This is a genomic window from Burkholderia metallica (assembly GCF_001718555.1).
Classification (GTDB): Bacteria; Pseudomonadota; Gammaproteobacteria; order Burkholderiales; family Burkholderiaceae; genus Burkholderia; species Burkholderia metallica.
The window spans coordinates 1,472,719-1,488,289 of the sequence record NZ_CP013401.1 but is presented as its reverse complement, the minus strand read 5'-3'; the positions used below and the strand labels follow the sequence as shown (position 1 = coordinate 1,488,289).

At 69.0% G+C, this 15,571-nt stretch carries 15 protein-coding genes; 5 read left to right on the top strand and 10 right to left on the bottom strand.

The features are described 5' to 3' along the window. Nucleotides 1-5: 5 nt before the first annotated feature. Nucleotides 6-782 (bottom strand): hypothetical protein, encoded by a 777-nt coding sequence (locus WJ16_RS06615; protein ID WP_226240323.1) that lies wholly within the window; start codon nucleotides 780-782, stop codon nucleotides 6-8. 131 nt (nucleotides 783-913) lie between these two features. Here WJ16_RS06615 and WJ16_RS06610 point away from each other — a divergent pair, with 131 nt between their 5' ends. Continuing rightward, nucleotides 914-1,711, top strand: coding sequence for a helix-turn-helix transcriptional regulator (locus WJ16_RS06610; protein WP_069256373.1), 798 nt, complete (start codon nucleotides 914-916; stop codon nucleotides 1,709-1,711). 176 nt (nucleotides 1,712-1,887) lie between these two features. After that, nucleotides 1,888-2,709, top strand: coding sequence for a carbon-nitrogen hydrolase family protein (locus tag WJ16_RS06605; RefSeq protein WP_069256372.1), 822 nt, complete (start codon nucleotides 1,888-1,890; stop codon nucleotides 2,707-2,709). Nucleotides 2,710-2,737: 28 nt separating this feature from the next. Here WJ16_RS06605 and WJ16_RS06600 read toward each other — a convergent pair whose 3' ends face one another. Genes WJ16_RS06600 through WJ16_RS06590 form a run of 3 tightly spaced genes read right to left on the bottom strand, consistent with a single transcriptional unit; the run spans nucleotide 2,738 to nucleotide 5,746 of the window. After that, a complete protein-coding gene (locus WJ16_RS06600) occupies nucleotides 2,738-3,049 on the bottom strand; it encodes an AtuA-related protein (RefSeq protein ID WP_069257978.1) in 312 nt (103 codons plus the stop codon). Next, complete coding sequence (locus tag WJ16_RS06595) at nucleotides 3,049-4,407, bottom strand: acyclic terpene utilization AtuA family protein (RefSeq protein WP_069256371.1); 1,359 nt, start codon at nucleotides 4,405-4,407, stop codon at nucleotides 3,049-3,051. The genes WJ16_RS06600 and WJ16_RS06595 overlap by 1 nt, the downstream gene beginning before the upstream one ends. A gap of 40 nt (nucleotides 4,408-4,447) precedes the next feature. Then, on the bottom strand, nucleotides 4,448-5,746 hold the full coding sequence (locus tag WJ16_RS06590; RefSeq protein WP_069256370.1) for a CitMHS family transporter: 1,299 nt from the start codon (nucleotides 5,744-5,746) through the stop codon (nucleotides 4,448-4,450). A gap of 97 nt (nucleotides 5,747-5,843) precedes the next feature. Between WJ16_RS06590 and WJ16_RS06585 the strand changes: the two genes are divergently transcribed. Then, nucleotides 5,844-6,740, top strand: a complete 897-nt coding sequence (locus WJ16_RS06585) for a LysR family transcriptional regulator (RefSeq protein WP_069256369.1) — start codon at nucleotides 5,844-5,846, stop codon at nucleotides 6,738-6,740. A gap of 42 nt (nucleotides 6,741-6,782) precedes the next feature. On the opposite strand, the gene WJ16_RS06580 is transcribed toward WJ16_RS06585, so the two are convergent. Together WJ16_RS06580 and WJ16_RS06575 are read right to left on the bottom strand one after the other, a co-directional pair. After that, nucleotides 6,783-7,367: a flavin reductase family protein gene (locus WJ16_RS06580; RefSeq protein WP_069256368.1), complete on the bottom strand. Its 585-nt coding sequence runs from the start codon at nucleotides 7,365-7,367 to the stop codon at nucleotides 6,783-6,785. 137 nt (nucleotides 7,368-7,504) lie between these two features. After that, complete coding sequence (locus tag WJ16_RS06575; RefSeq protein ID WP_069256367.1) at nucleotides 7,505-7,930, bottom strand: VOC family protein; 426 nt, start codon at nucleotides 7,928-7,930, stop codon at nucleotides 7,505-7,507. A 112-nt stretch (nucleotides 7,931-8,042) separates the two neighbouring features. Between WJ16_RS06575 and WJ16_RS06570 the strand changes: the two genes are divergently transcribed. Further along, nucleotides 8,043-8,933, top strand: a complete 891-nt coding sequence (locus WJ16_RS06570) for a LysR family transcriptional regulator (RefSeq protein WP_069256366.1) — start codon at nucleotides 8,043-8,045, stop codon at nucleotides 8,931-8,933. Nucleotides 8,934-8,948: 15 nt separating this feature from the next. On the opposite strand, the gene WJ16_RS06565 is transcribed toward WJ16_RS06570, so the two are convergent. From WJ16_RS06565 to WJ16_RS06550, 4 genes are read right to left on the bottom strand one after another with little or no spacing between them, the layout of a single operon-like run. Beyond that, on the bottom strand, nucleotides 8,949-9,722 hold the full coding sequence (locus WJ16_RS06565; RefSeq protein WP_069256365.1) for a hypothetical protein: 774 nt from the start codon (nucleotides 9,720-9,722) through the stop codon (nucleotides 8,949-8,951). 55 nt (nucleotides 9,723-9,777) lie between these two features. Further along, nucleotides 9,778-12,354, bottom strand: a complete 2,577-nt coding sequence (locus tag WJ16_RS06560) for a TonB-dependent siderophore receptor (protein WP_069256364.1) — start codon at nucleotides 12,352-12,354, stop codon at nucleotides 9,778-9,780. A gap of 54 nt (nucleotides 12,355-12,408) precedes the next feature. Beyond that, nucleotides 12,409-13,398 carry a FecR domain-containing protein gene (locus WJ16_RS06555; RefSeq protein WP_069256363.1) on the bottom strand — a complete coding sequence of 330 codons (990 nt, stop codon included), beginning with the start codon at nucleotides 13,396-13,398 and terminating at the stop codon, nucleotides 12,409-12,411. Between the two features lie 3 nt (nucleotides 13,399-13,401). After that, on the bottom strand, nucleotides 13,402-13,911 hold the full coding sequence (locus WJ16_RS06550) for a sigma-70 family RNA polymerase sigma factor (RefSeq protein WP_069256362.1): 510 nt from the start codon (nucleotides 13,909-13,911) through the stop codon (nucleotides 13,402-13,404). Nucleotides 13,912-14,393: 482 nt separating this feature from the next. Between WJ16_RS06550 and WJ16_RS06545 the strand changes: the two genes are divergently transcribed. Then, complete coding sequence (locus WJ16_RS06545; protein WP_069256361.1) at nucleotides 14,394-15,554, top strand: porin; 1,161 nt, start codon at nucleotides 14,394-14,396, stop codon at nucleotides 15,552-15,554. Nucleotides 15,555-15,571 lie beyond the last annotated feature (17 nt).

Sequence of the window (15,571 nt, the reverse complement as noted above, 5' to 3'; positions counted from 1 at the left end):
CGCGCTCAGGGTTGCCGCGGTGCGATGCCGGTGCCATCCGGCTTCAGCCGCGCGGTCGCCACCCACCCTTCGGCCGTGGCCCGCGTACGCGGGTTCAGATAGATGACCGACGTGTAACGGCCGTACTCGGCATACGCGTCGACATGGTCGTGCTCGACGACGAACAGCCCGCGGATCGGGCACGCGGCGTCCGGCGCGGAATGCAACGGCAGCCGGCCGCGGCCGACGACGACGCGGCCGGCGTCGCTCCCTGTTACGAACACGCGCTGCTGTTGCGCGCGGCGGTTCAGCGCGTCGCAATCGATGGCTGCCGGCGCGGCGGACGCGAAACACGTGGAGACGACGCGCGACATCGCGTGCCGGTCGACCGTCAGCACGTCGGGCCGATCGGCATCGCGCGTGATGTCGAGCACGCGCATCGAACGCGTGTCGAGCGTCACCCAGCCGATGGTCGCGTCGCGATTCGGCGTGCCCGGATGATCCGGAACGACGAACAGGCGCACGCCGTGCATGCCGTCGGGCTGCCCGGTCAGTTCGGCCGGCTCGGCGCGGATCGTGCGCCGGTCGAACGCCGTTTGCCGCAGCGCCGGGACGATCAGCCGCGTGAGCTGTGCATCGCAGGCAGCCGGCTGCGCGGCGGTTGCCGCCTGCACCGCCGCTGCACCGAGGCCCGCCAATGCGCCTGCGACTGCGATGCGCGCAGCGAACCCCGAAAACCGCCGCCGCCGCGCGGCCCCGCCCTCGCCATCCGCGCCGGCCGGCGTTACGATCTCGTTCTTCATTCCTGGTTCCGGTCGATGCGCGCGGCCCCTGCCGCACGCGCGGGCCGACGCCCGCGCCCCGTAGCGTACACGCACGGCGCGGCATCGCAAGCGCGCATCGGCCGGCCCGACATGGAAACACGGATACACGCATGAACCTGACCTTGCAGGACATCGCCTGGCATCGTTCGGTCGGGCGGCTCATCGAGTCGCTCGATCAGCCGGGCTTCTGGCTGGCACTGATCCGGCTGATTGAGGAATACGTCGCGGTGGACAGTTGGGTCGCGCTGATCTTCGGCGACGGCCGCCCGCAGGTGCTCGCCGAATGCCCATACGAAGGCGGCGGCCCCGACCCGCTGTTCCGCGACTACGTGCAGGGGCTGTACCTGCTCGATCCGTTCTACATCGCGAACCGCGATGCGCCGGCGAGCGGCCTGTTCCGGCTGTCCGACGTCGCGCCCGAGTGCTTTCGCGACACCGAGTACTACACGCGCTATTTCACGCACAACGTCGTCGAGGACGAGGTGCAGTTCAACGTCGTGCTCGACGATGGGCGCACGCTGTGCCTGTCGCTCGGCAGCAAGCGGCGCTTCGGCCCCGAGCAGGTGGCGCTGCTCGACCTGATCCGGCCGTGGGTAGCCGGGCTGATGCGGCAGCGGCTCGCGTTCGAGCCGGCCGCCGCCGAAGCCGCGGTGCCGCCGCGGGCCGGCGCCCGTGCGCAGGACCGCTTCGAGCACGCGATGGCGCGGCTCGGCACGCCGCTCACCGCACGCGAGCTCGACGTGATCCGGCTGATCCTCAGCGGCCGCTCGAACAAGGAAGTCGCGAACAAGCTGTCGATTTCCGCCGAGACGGTCAAGGTGCATCGCCGCAACATCTACGGGAAGCTCGCGATCAACTCGCAATCGGAGCTGTTCTCGCTGTTCCTGAACGCGCAGACCGGCGCCTGACACGCGTCGCGAATCACGCGGGCCGGCGCACGCCGCCACCGGTAGCGTCACAGATCAATACCCCCGAAGGGTTAACGCGCCGGCGGGATGGGAAATCCGCCGCTTCGGCGCATACTGGGGCCTCTTACCGACCCTTCCGGCGCCATCGGCGACGGGCCTCTGCCACCGACATCGCCATGAAACTCAAGCTCGACATCGTTCAGCTCGCCGGCCGCGACGGCGACACGCACTACAACCTGCAGCGCACGCTCGAAGCGATCGCCTCCTGCGCGCCCGGCACCGACATCGTGATGTTTCCGGAAGCGCAGCTCACCGGCTTCCTCGATCCGTCGAATCTCGCCGAATGCGCGGAGCCGCTCGACGGCCCGAGCGTCAGCGCGGTCATCGCGGCCGCGCGGGCGCGTGACGTGGCCGTCGTGGTCGGGCTGATCGAGAACGACGGCGGCCGCTTTTACAACACCACCGTGTTCGTCACGCCGGACGGCATCGCGCTGCGCTATCGCAAGACGCATCTGTGGGTGAGCGAGCGCGGCGTCGTGCTGCCCGGCGACCGTTATGCGACGATCGAATGGCGCGGCGTGCGGATCGGCCTGCTGATCTGCTACGACAACGAATTCCCCGAAACCGGCCGCGCGCTCGCCGCGCTCGGCGCCGAGCTGATCCTGATCACCGACGGCAACATGGAGCCGTACCGCGCCGTCCACCGCACATCGGCCACCACGCGGGCGATGGAGAACCAGGTGTTCGCGGTGGTCGCCAACCGCGTCGGCGACAGCGCGCACGACGTCGTGTTCGCAGGCGGCAGCCTCGCCGCCGATCCGTTCGGCAACCTGATCTTCGAGGCCGGCAATACCGAATCGCGCCACGCGGTCGAACTCGACTTCGACCAGCTCGCCGCGTCGCGCGCGGTCTACGACTATCGTCGCGATCAGCGGCTGCACGTTGCCGGCGAGCGCATCGAGCACGCCAGCGGCCTTCGCGAGCTGCTGATTCCGTAAGCGCGCCCCGCTCCGGCGGCGACCTCCGTCACGCCGGGGCCGGCACCTCGATCGCCAGCAGCGCGGAACTGACCGACTTGCCGTGCGCATCGAGCGCGAGCGAGCGCGTGACGCCGCCGCCGAGCGCATCGCGCAGCACGAAGTTGAATGCGCCGAGCGCGGGCAGCTCGTAACGCACGACGTCTCCATGCACGATGCCCGCGAGCCACGCCTTCACGGTGTCGGCGTCCAGATGCGTGCGCAGATGATCGTAATGACGCGGGTCGCGGCAGATGACCGACACGTTCAGCGTGTTGCCCTTGTCGCCGGTGCGCGCATGCGCGAGTTCACGCAGTTGCATCATGCCTCCACGAATGAAAACGACGGCGTCACGGCCGCGCGCGGCAGCAGCACCGACTGCACGGCGATCACCTCGCGCGTCGACTTGAACGCGCCGCCGCCGCCGGCCGGCCCGTTCGTATAGAGCGTCTCGACTTCGTTGCCGATGCGCGCCGCTTCGGCGGCGCTCGCCGCGCGGCCGGCCACCCGCACGCGCACCTCGGCCGGCTCGCCGCGGCGGTCGGGCGTCGCGTCGCCGTACAGCGCATCGACGCCGATCAGGTCGAAGCGCAACTCGGTCGCGGCGACACCGGTCAATGCCAGCCGCTCGCGGACGATGTCGAGCGCGAGCCGCGCGCGTTCGAGCGCGCCCGGGCCGCCGTACGAAATCTGCCCTTCGCCGATCCAGCCGTCGACGTAGGCGACCGACACCTTCAGCGTGTCGGGCCGCGCGGTGCCGCGCCCGCCCGTCACGCGCACGCGGTCGTGCGCCTCCTCGACGACGGCCACCTGCGTGAAATCCGCGACGACGTCGGGCTGCAGATAGCGTGCCGGATCGTGAATCTCGTAGAGCAGCTGTTCCTTGCAGGTCGCCGCGCTCACGCGGCCGCCCGCGTGCGGCACCTTCGTGATCACGACCGTGCCGTCGGCCGCGACTTCGCCGATCGGGAACCCGAGCCGCGCGAGGTTCGGCACGTCCTTGTAGCCGGGGTCGGCGAAATAGCCGCCCGTCACCTGCCCCGCGCATTCGAGCAGATGGCCGACGACGGTCGCCGCGCCAAGCGTGTCCCAGTCGTCCATCCGCCAGCCGAACGCGTGTAGCAGCGGCGCGGCGAACAGCGACGGATCGGCGACGCGCCCGGTCAGCACGACGTTCGCGCCGGCCGCGAGCGCGTCGACGATCGGCGCGGCGCCGAGGTACGCGTTCGCGGACACGATGCGGTCGCGATACGCGGCGACGTCGTCGCCCGATTCCTCGAAGCGGAACGTGCCCCGCAGCACGACGTCGAGCACGTCGTCGCCTTCGACCGCCGCGACCTTCAGGTGCGCAAAGCCGAGCGATCGCGCGATCTGCGAGGTGCGCCGCGCGGCCGCGCGCGGGTTCGCCGCGCCCATGTTCGACACGATGCGCACGCCCTTCGGCGCGGCGACCGGCAGCACCGCGCGCATCCGCGCATCGAGCAGCGGGTCGTAGCCGAGTGCCGGGTCCGCGCGGCGCGCCTGCTGCGCGATCGCGATCGTGCGCTCGGCCAGGCATTCGAAGACGAGATAGTCGAGCTGCCCGTGTTCGGCCAGCTCGACCGCGGGCTCGATCCGGTCGCCCGAGTAGCCGGCGCCCGCGCCGATGCGCACGCGCCGTTCAGGTTGCTTTGCTGTCATGTCGGTACCGTCGTGCGGCGGATCGCCTCGCCGCGAATGATCAAAAGATGCCCAGCACGACGCATGCGATCGTCATCACGATCGACGCGCCGAACAGCAGCGGAAACGTGAATTTCTGGTGCTCGGCCAGTTCGATCCCGCACAGGCCGACGACGAGAAACGTCGCGGGCGTCAGCGGGCTGACCGGGAACCCGGTCGTCATCTGGCCGAGCAACGCGGCCTGCCCGACCTGCACGGCCGGCACGCCGAGCTGGCCGGCCACCTCCGCGATCACGGGCAGCACGCCGAAGTAGAACGAATCGGGATCGAACAGCATGCTGAGCGGCATCGACGCGAGGCCGAGCGCCACCGGGATGTGGCCGGCCATCGACGGCGGCACGAAGCCGACCGCCGCCTGCGCCATCGCCTTCAGCATCCCGCTGCCCTGCATGATCCCCGTGAACACGCCGGCCGCGAGCAGGATGCCGGCCATCATCAGCGCGGCACGCGCATGCGCGTCGATGCGCTTTCGCTGCATGTCGACGTTCGGGTAGTTCACCATCAGCGCGATGCACAGCCCAACCATGAACATGATCGCGGGTGGAATCTTCTCGCCCATCACGACCATCGTGCCGAGCACGACGAGCGTCAGCACGAGGTTGAACCAGAACAGGTGCGGCCGGCGCAGCGCCTGCTCGTCGGGCGTCAGTTCGCGCTTGGGCAGCGGGATCGACGCATCGTCGCGCGACAGACCGAGCCGCTTCTCCTCGCGCCGCCCGAGCCAGTACGCGACACCGAACACGAACACGAGGCCGATCGCCTGCACCGGGATCAGCGGATTGAACAGCGCCGACACCGGCAGGTGCAGCGACGCGGACGCGCGGATCATCGGCCCCGTCCACGGCAGGAAGTTGATGCCCGCGGCCATCGACACGGCGGCGGCCAGTACGCGCCGGTCCATGTTCAGCCGGTCGTACAGCGGCAGCACGGCCGGAATCGTCACGAGAAAGCAGACGGCGCCCGAGCCGTCGAGGTGAATCAGCAGCGCGAGCAGCGTCGTGCCCATCACGATGCGCGTCGGCCGCGTGCCGACCGCGCGCAGGATGCGGTCGATGATCGGGTCGAGCGTGCCGGCGTCGGTGATCGTCCCGAAATACAGGATCGCGAACACGAACATCCCGACCACGGGCGCGAGCCCCTTCAGCCCGTCGATGACGAACTTGCTGGTGTGCAGCCCGAAGCCGCCGATCAGCGACGCGGCGATCGGCACGAGGATCAGCGCGACGAGCGGCGACATCCGCTTCGACAGAATCGCGGCCAGCAGCACGACGATCGTGCCAAGCCCGAGTAACGGCAGCATCCGTGTCTCCTACCTTGTCTTTTATTGGAGACGAGCGTAAGGTCGGCGCAGCGATAGCACAATTGAAATGATTTGATCGCAGTAATCACGAACCGTTATGGATCTGAATCTTCGCGACATTCGCGCGTTCGTCACCGTCGCGCAGGCCGGCAACTTCACGCGCGCGGCCGCGCGGCTGCACCTGTCGCAGCCGGCGCTGACCGTGCAGATCCGCCGGCTCGAAGAAATCGTCGGCGCGCGCCTGTTCGACCGCAACAGCCGCAGCGTCGCGCTCACGCAGACCGGGCGCGAGCTGCTGCCGCTGTTGCAGCGCTCGCTCGACGACATGGAGCGCGTGCTGCGCGATGCGCGCGCGCTCGGTGAAGGCACGAGCGGCACGGTGCGGTTCGCGTGCCTGCCGACCTTCGCGTCGAGCCTGCTGCCCGAGCTGATCCAGTCGTTCCGGCGCGACGTGCCGCGCGCGGGCTTCGAGATCCGCGACGGCGTCGCGAGCCTCGTCACCGCGCTCGTGCGTAACGAGGAAGCCGATCTCGGGCTGACCGGCGGCGACACGTTCGATGCGTCGCTGGAGGTGCTGTACGCGGGCGCCGACCGGCTCGTCGCCGTATGCCCGAAGGATCATCCGCTCGCGCGCAAGCGCCGCGTGAGCACCGCCGACGTCGCAGCCGTGCCGCTCGTGCTCACCGCGCAGGGCACGAGCGTGCGCAGCGTCGTCGATGCCGCGCTGGGCGCGGCGGGCTGCACGCCCGACATCGCGTGCGAACCGACCTACATGATGACGGCCGTCGCGATGGTGCGCGGCGGCCTCGGCGTGACGATCCTGCCGGCGACCGCGCGCGAGGTGCGTGCCGAGCCCGAGCTGGTCATGAAGCCGATCGACGACCCCGCGTTCGTGCGGCCGATCGCGCTCGTCGCGAAGCGCGGGCGCACGCTGCCGCGCGTCGCGCAGGCGTTCGCCGAAACGATGCTGACGGAATTGAAAAAGCGCGCGTGACCCGCGCGCCCGGATCGGCGGGACCGGTCGCCCGCCCGGCGCTTACTGTGCGTCCGGGTCGACGTGCAGCGATTCGCCGATCGCATAGAAATTGCCGCCCGCGATGTAGTGCAGGCTGCGCAGCGCCGGATCGGCCGATTCGAAATACCAGTGGCCGTCGCGGAACACGCGCGTGTCGGACCACGCGGCGACCACCTCGCCGATGAACAGGTCGTACGCCTGCTGGTTGTGCGGCTCCGGAATCAGCTTGCACGCGAGCCAGCCCGAGCAGCCGGCGACGAACGGCAGGTCGTGCCCTGCGACGTCGAACAGCGTGACGCCCGCTTCGCGCAGCTTGTCGGGCCGCTCCGTGAGACTGTGGCTGCCGACCGCGTGCGTGAGCTGCAATTGCGCGGCCGTCGGCACCTGGATCACGAACGTGCCGCTGCGCTCGACGAGCTCGCGCGTCTTCGCGGATTTGTCGAGCACGACCGTCAGTTTCGGCGGCAGGAAGTCCAGCGCGCACGCCCACGCGGCGGCCATCACGTTGTCGACGCCGTCATGGCGGGCCGACACGAGCACGGTCGGGCCGTGATTGAGGAGACGGTAGGCTTTCTTCAGCTCGACCGGAGCGATGTGACTGTCCATACGGGTTCCTTGGAGAACGGCACGCACGAACGGATGCCGTGCGGCGCGGCGCGGCGCCGGACGGCGCACCTGCGCGCAACCGGGCCGCAGCCCGCATTCTCGCACCCAATTTCAATCGGCGCCGACCGCGCCGCCGGTCACTTCGCGAACAACTGGCCGATGTCGCGGAACGCCTTGAATTCGAGCGCATTGCCGCACGGATCGAACAGGAACATCGTCGCCTGTTCGCCCACCTGCCCCTGGAACCGCACGTACGGCTCGATCACGAACGTCACGCCGAACGAACGCAGCCGCTCGGCCAGCGCTTCCCAGCTCGGCCAGTCGAGCACGATCCCGAAATGCGGCACCGGCACGTCGTGACCGTCCACCGCATTCGTATGCGCGGCTTCCTGCGATGCGGTTTTCGGATGTTCGTGGATCACGAGCTGATGCCCGTAAAAGTTGAAATCGACCCACTGCGCACTCGAGCGCCCTTCTTCGAGCCCGAACACGCGGCCGTAGAAATCGCGCGCGGCCGGCAGGTCGTGGACCGGAATCGCCAGGTGAAACGGGGAAAGACTCATGATTGCCTCGGATGGGAACGCTCGCGTGGCGCGAGGACCGCACCATGGTAGTCAAGGTCGAGCCAAAATTAAATCAATATATAGTTGCGTCATTCACAAACGGAAATGATGAATGATCCGCGAACTGAAAACCCTCGTCGCCGTCGCCCGGGAAGGCACCTTCGCCGCCGCGGGCAATCGCATCGGGCTCACGCAGGCGGCAGTGAGCGCGCAGATGCAGCGCCTCGAAGCCGAGCTCGGCTTCGCGCTGTTCGACCGGCAGGGCCGATCGGCGCGGCTCAACGAAAGGGGTCATCACGTGCTCGATCAGGCGCAGGCGCTGATCGGCCTGTACGAGAACCTGAGTTCGACCGCGCCGGGCTCGCCGGCCGCCGTGCGCGTGACGATCGGCGCGATCGCGTCGGTGCAGAGCGCGCTGCTGCCGGCCGCGCTCGCCGATTTCCATCGCGTGCATCCCGCATGCCGCACGCGCGTGATTCCGGGGCTGTCGATCGAGCTGGTGAACCGGGTCGACGCGGGCGAGATCGACATGGCCGCGATCATCCGGCCGCCGTTTGCATTGCAGAGCGACCTGCACTGGACGACGCTCGCACAGGAGCCGTTCCGGCTGATCGTGCCGCGCGGCGTGAAGGGCAAGGACTGGGCCGCCCTGCTCGCGAGCGAGCCGTTCGTGCGCTACGACCGCGCGTCGTTCGGCGGACGCCAGGTCGACCGCTTCCTGCGCAAGATGCACATCGCGGTGCGCGACACCTGCGAACTCGACGAGCTCGATGCGATCGTCAAGCTGGTCGAGAACGGCGTCGGCGTCGCGATCGTCCCGCAGACCGCCGTGTATCGCCGCTGGCCGGCCGGCGTGCGCGCGATCGATCTCGGGCATCACACGTTCCACCGCGACATCGGGCTCGTGCATCGCGCGCGGCGCACGATGTCGGAGCCCGCGCAAACGCTGGCGCAGCTGATCGAGGCAGCATCGCGGCGGCGTTCGCCGTCGCCGGCCGCGTAATCGCCGCGTGGCAGCTCAGCGCCGCCCGGCCGCCCAGTCCACCGCCGCATCGAACAGCGCGACGCCGGCCGGCGACAGGTTCGTGAACGTGTCGTTGTCGAGGAAGAACATCACGCGGCGCGCGGGCGCGAGCGTTTCGTAGTCCATCGTCGCGCCCTTCTCGTACGCAAAGATCGCGGCCTTGTCGGGTTGCCCGTACACGGTCGCGATCGTGATCGCGCCGAGCCCCGGCTTGCCCCAGCTCATCGGCGCCTGCTTGCCGTACGCGTTCGTCACGCCGGCCGGCAGGCCGGCCGCGATCGGATGCGGCGCATTGACGAGCCACAGGTAGCGCTCCTTGCCCGTCTCGCCGAAGTCGACGTCGTGCCGCTTGCCCGTCATCGCGAGATCGTCGAGCAGGTCGTTTTCCCATGTGACGAGCGGCTTGTCGAGCGTGCGCCAGCCGGGCCGCACGTTCTTCGACGACACCGTCGACGAGATCACGACCAGGTCGGCGTCGCGCGCCGCATCGGGCGTGGCCGACTCGTCGATCAGGCGCACCGCGTAGCCGCGTTCGCCGAGATGCCGGCCGATGCGTTCGTCGACTTCCAGGTTCGGGCCGCGCAGCTGCACGAGCATCGCGACGCGCGTGACGGCCGGCGGCGCATCGGCCGCCACTGCGGGCGCGGCGACCCCTGCGCCGAGGCCCGCGCCGATCGCGAACACCGCGCCTGCGATCGTGCGCAGCGCGCGACGTCGTGCATCGGCGGCAACGGCGCGCACGGCGCCGGTCTTCATGTTCCGGTTCATCTGAATCGTCTCCGAAGCCGCGCGCCGCCGTGACGGCCGCGCGGCGATTGCGTGGTCAGAACTGCAGCGTGGTGAGCAGCGACACCTGGCGCGCGTCGCCGATCGCGACGAAGTAGCGGTTCGCACTCGACGGGTAGTAGGTGCGGTTGAACAGGTTCTTCACGTTGAGCTGGAACGACAGCTTCTGCTTGCCGATCCGCGTGTCGTACGTCGCGAACGCGTCGGCGAGCACGTACGACGGCAGCGTGAAGCTGTTCGCCGAATCGCCGGGCCGCGCGCCGACGTAGCGCGCCGCCGCGCCGATGCGCAGGTCGTCGCCGCCCGCCACCGTGCCGAAGTCGTAGACGGCCGCGAGCGACGCGGTGTGACGCGCGACGTTCCACAGCCGGTTGCCCGCGTACAGCGGATCCTCGGTGGTCTTCGCGTCGATGTACGCGTAGCTCGCGATCACGTTCACGCGCTCGCCGAGCTTGCCCGATACGTCGAGTTCGACGCCGCGCGAGCGCGCCTTGCCCGACGTGCGCCAGTCGGTCAGCTTGGTCGCGTCGTTGTACTGCGACACGAGCACGTTCTTCTTGTCGATGTTGAAGAGCGCAAGCGTGCCCGTCATCCCGCCCGGCAGGTCGAGCTTGCCGCCCACCTCCCATGCGGTCGCTTCCTCGGGCGGCGTCGCGCCGTCGATGATGTAGCCCGTCATCGGCGCGATCGACGACGACGGCTTCAGCGACTGCGAATAGCTGCCGTACAGCGAGAACGTGTCGGTCCACTTGTACACGACGCCCGCGCGCGGCAGCCACTTCGAGCCGCTGAGGTCGGTGTTCGCGACGAACGGCCGGCCGCGCCCCGCGACCTGGTTGTACGTGATGTAGCGCAGCCCGCCCGACACGATCCACTTGTCGGTCAGGTGGATCGTGTCCTGCACGAACGCCGACGCGTCGTGCAGCGTGTCGGTCTGGTCGCTGTCGCTCGCGGACACCGTGCTCGACGGCGGCAGCAGGCCGTATACCGGATCGACATAGCTGAACGGCGTCTTCACCGCCTGACGCAGCATGTCCTTGCGGTAGATGCGGCGGTATTCGGTGTCGAAGCCGACCTGCACGTCGTGCCGCATCCCGGCGAGCGTCACCTTGCCGTTCACGTAGCCGATCCCGTAGCTGTCGGTGCTGAGCGACCCGTGCGTCGCATCGTTGCTGCGCGTCATCGTGCCCTTCACCGGATCGACGCCCGTCGTGCGCAACTGGTTCGCGTCGTAGGTCTCGCGGTTGTAGCTGTAGCCGAAATGCGCGCTCCAGTCCGCGTTGAACTGGTGATCGACGCTCAGTTGCGCGAGGTGCGATTCGCCGTCCATGTTGTTGAACGGCTCGTCGATGCGCCGCCGCGCGGGAATGTCGAGCGGCGCGTTGGTGCGCGGGTCGAGCGCGGTGCCGCGATCGAACGGCGTATGGAATTTCCGGTACTGGTAGGACGCGACGACCTGCGTATCGCGGCCGTACCACGCGAGCGACGGCGCGACGAAGGTCTGCCGGTATTCGCCGAAGTTGCGCCAGTACTGCTCGTTCGACTGGTCGACGATCAGCCGGTACGCGAGCCGCGAATCGCCGATCGGCCCCGTCGAATCGAAGGTCGCGCTGCCGCCGTTCTTGCCGTGCCCGAACGTCGACGCGCCGAGCGAGATCGCGTTGTAGCGCGCGAGCTGCGGCTGCTTGCTGACGACGTTGACGACGCCGCCCGGGTCCATCAACCCGTACAGCAGCGACGTCGGCCCCTTCAGCACCTCGACGCTGTCGGTCGCCGCGTTGAACGCGCGGCCCTGCACGAGCGGCATCCCGTTCTGCATGATCGAGCCGTCGCGGTTGCCGCCGAAGCCGCGTTTCATGATCGTGTCCTGCGTGCCCGCGAGCGTGTTGCCCTGCGTGATGCCGCTCACGTTGCCGAGCGCGTCGTCGAGATTGCGCGGACGCTGGTCGCGCAGCACCTGCGCGGGCACGATGTTGACGGCCTGCGCGGTGTCGAGCAGCGGGATGTCGGAACGCAGCACGCCCGCGTCCTTCGGCGCGCGATAGCTTTCGGCCCGCAATGCGCGGGTGCGCACATCGATCGCGGGCAACTCGGCGCCCGTCGCTATGCCGGCCGCCACGGGCGGCGCAACCGGACCGCTTGCGCGCTTGAGCGTGTAACCGCCGCCCGCCTGGCGCAACGCGACGAGCCCCGTGCCTGCCAGCAAGCGCTCGAGTGCGCCATCGACATCGAAGCGGCCCTGCACGCCGCCGCTCGTCAGGCCGGCCGTCAGCTCGGCCGGAAACGCGAGCAGGATTCCCGCGTCGCGGCCGAACCGGTTCAGCGCCGCTTCGAGCGGCCCGGCCGGAATGTCGAACGCGCGGCGCGACGCGCGCTGCGCGGACGGTGCGGCATCGGCGTCGGTGTCGGCCAACGCGGGCAGCGGCAGCAGCGCCGACACCAGGACGGCGCCGGCCAGCCGGCGCGCGAGGCGGCCCGGCGCGGCGGGTGCGGCCGGGCGCGATGCGCGCGGCACATGTCGGGCAGGCGCCGGACGGCGCCGATACGTGAGACGGATGGAAACCATGATCGGGATGTCGGTGGACGATGGGCCGGAGCTGCTTTCACTACCCATGTCACGCGAACATCGGAAAACAGCTCAGGTCGGCGGAAATATTTTTCGGCGCGCTCATGGCCGTGCCGGCACGACCGTCGCCCAGTAACGCGTCAGGTAACGAACGTCGATCGGCAACGTCGCCTTCAGCGTGTCGAGCACGCGCTGCGGATCGTCGAGCGGATAGGTGCCGGACACGCGCAGGTCGGCCACGGCGGGATCGCAGCGCAGGCTGCCGCGGCGATAGCGGTCGAGTTCGGCGACGAGATCGGCCAGCCGCATGCGCGACGCGACGAGCATGCCGCCCGTCCACGCGGACGCATACGCGTCGAGCGCGGCCGGCGCGCCGATCGCGTCGCGCGTGAAATCCGCGCCCGCTCCGGCTGCAATCACGCGCGCGTCGGCCGCCGCCGCGGCGCCGGGCTGCACGCGCACGGCGCCTTCGAACACCTCGACACGCGTGTCGCCGTCGCGCTGCCGCACCGCGAAGCGCGTGCCGAGCGGCCGCAGTTCTCCCTGTGCGGTCGTGATGACGAGCGCTCGCGCGGGCACGCGATCGTCGTGGCCGCTGGTGACCATGATCGTGCCGCGCAGCAGGTGCAGGTGGCGCGCCGCGTCGTTAAAGCGCACGTCGAGCGCCGTGTCGGTATCGAGGACGACGACCGTGCGATCCGCAAGTGTCACCGTGCGCCGCTCGCCGACCGCCGTGCGCAGGTCGGCCGGCCAGATCGCCGCGCGCCGCGCGGGCTCGGCCATCCACGCGACGCCGCCCGCGAACAGCAGCACGGCCAGCGCCTTCACGGCCGCGCGGCGGCGGCCCGCACGCGGCGGCAGCAGCGCCGCCTGCGCGGCCTGCGGATCGAGCCCGGCCGCGAGCGCGCCGAACCGGTGCTGCATCGTTTCGATATGGCGCCACGCCGCGTCGTGCGCCGGATCCTCCGCGCGCCAGCGCGCGAGCGCGGCGTCGAACGCTGCGCCGGTTCGGCCGGCCTGCCGCTCGACCCACCATTCGACCGCGCGACGCGCAACCTGCGGTGGCACCGCCGGTGTTCCCGGGGCGGCCATCGGTCAGGCCGCCGTCCCGAAGAAGCACTGCGTGCCGGCCTTCACGAGATAGCGCTTCACCGTCGCGAGCGACACGCCGAGTTCGCGCGCGATCTCGGCCTGCGTGAGCCCGTCGAGCTGCGCGAGCAGGAACGCGCGCTTCGCCGCAGGCGGCAGCCCGTCGAGCAGCCGGTCGATCTCGAGCAGCGTCTCGATCACGACGGCCCGCTCCTCCGGCGACGGCGCAAGCGCTTCGGGGCGCAGCGCGAGCGCATCGAGATACGCGCGCTCGATCTGCTCGCGCCGCCAGTGATTGCTCAGCACGCGCTGCGCGACCGTCGTCAGGAATGCGCGCGGCTCGTCGGCGCCGATGGGCTCGTCGCGCGCCAGCAGGCGCATGAACGTGTCGTGCGCGAGATCGGCCGCGCGATGCGCGCAACCGAGCTTCCGGCTCAGCCAGCCGCGCAGCCACGCGTGGTGGCCGGTGTAGAGGACGTCGATTTCTCGATGGAGAGACAGCTTGTCAGCAGACATGGCCGGGTTCCGGAGTGCGCAGGCGTCAACGATTTTGTAAATGAGAATGATTATTATATACAAAAGTAAGGTGGCGGCTGCTGTCTTGGTGGGCGGGCGACATCGCTGCGGCGGCGGAGGGTCAAGCCGCGTCCCGTCCGCCGAATGCGCGCCGCACGCGAATATCACATCCACTCCGGGCCGGCCAATTCGATTCGTTAAATAATGATTTGACGGATCGATAACAATATCGAGATTACGGCCATTCGCCCGAAAATCGCGCCGAATTATCACATCCCATGCAAAACGCGATGAAAAATCGCGAAAATGGCAACCCATTGATACGCATCGTTCAATAATTCAAATCCCTCAAAAATGAATTTCCCGGAACACGCCTGTCGGGATCAGGCCACAACGGAGAATTTCATTTTTGCCGTTTTATAGCGACTCGGTAGTCTCCTGCCATTCCGGATCACGAACACACGAATGCGCAAGGAGATGACATGAAACGCACGACCCTCTCGCTGATTTCGCTCGCGTCGTTCGCGGCGATACCCGTCGCGCATGCGCAGTCCAGCGTCACGCTGTACGGCGTGATCGACACGTCGATCACCTACGTGAACCACGCGCAGGGCAAGGACAACGCATGGATGCTCGGCAACAGCAGCGCGGGCAACCTCGCCGGCAGCCGCTGGGGCGTGAAAGGCACCGAGGATCTCGGCGGCGGGCTGAAGGCGCTGTTCCAGCTGGAGAACGGCTTCGACCCGAGCAACGGCCGGCTCGGCCAGGGCAACCGCATGTTCGGCCGGCAGGCATTCGTCGGCCTGACGAGCGACCGCTACGGCACGCTCACGTTCGGCCGCCAGTACGACCCGCTCGTCGATCTCGTGCAGGGCATCACCGCCGACAACTATCTGGGCAGCGCGTTCGCGACGCCAGGCGACGTCGACAACTACGACAACAGCTTTCGCGTCGACAACGCGGTGAAGTACACGTCGGCCGTCTATGCGGGACTGCAGTTCTCCGCGATGTATTCGTTCGGCGGCATCGCCGGCAGCACCGGCGCCGCGAATTCGTATTCGGCCGCCGTGTCGTACAACCGCGGGCCGTTCAGCGTCGCGGGCGGCTACTTCCACACGACCAACGGCCCCGCGTCGAACACGCTGCGCAGCGGCTGGACGAGTTCGTCGGACGGCACGTTCGACGGCCCGATCAACAACGGCTATGCAAGCGCGCACTCGATCGGCATCGCGCGCATCGCGGGCCAGTACGTCGCCGGCCCGTTCACGTTCGGCGTCGGCTACAGCAACGCGCAGTACCGCCGCGATGGAAGCTCGGTGTTCGGCTCGAACGAGCACTACAACACGGGCCAAGGCTTCGTGAACTACCAGGCGACGAACGCGCTGCTCGTCGGCGTCGGCTACAGCTACACGCGCTCGGGCGGCGACACGTCGGCGACCTATCACCAGGTCTCGGCCGGCGCGGACTACACCCTGTCGAAGCGCACCGACGTCTATCTGACCGCCGCGTACCAGCACGCGAGCGGCCAGACCGGCGACGGCAACGGCGGCTCGATGGCCGCGCAGGCATCGATCGGGTCGTACGGTTATGCGGGCACGAGCTCGCAGACGATGGTCAACCTCGGCCTGCGTCACCGCTTCTGATGCAGGGTGGCCGGCTG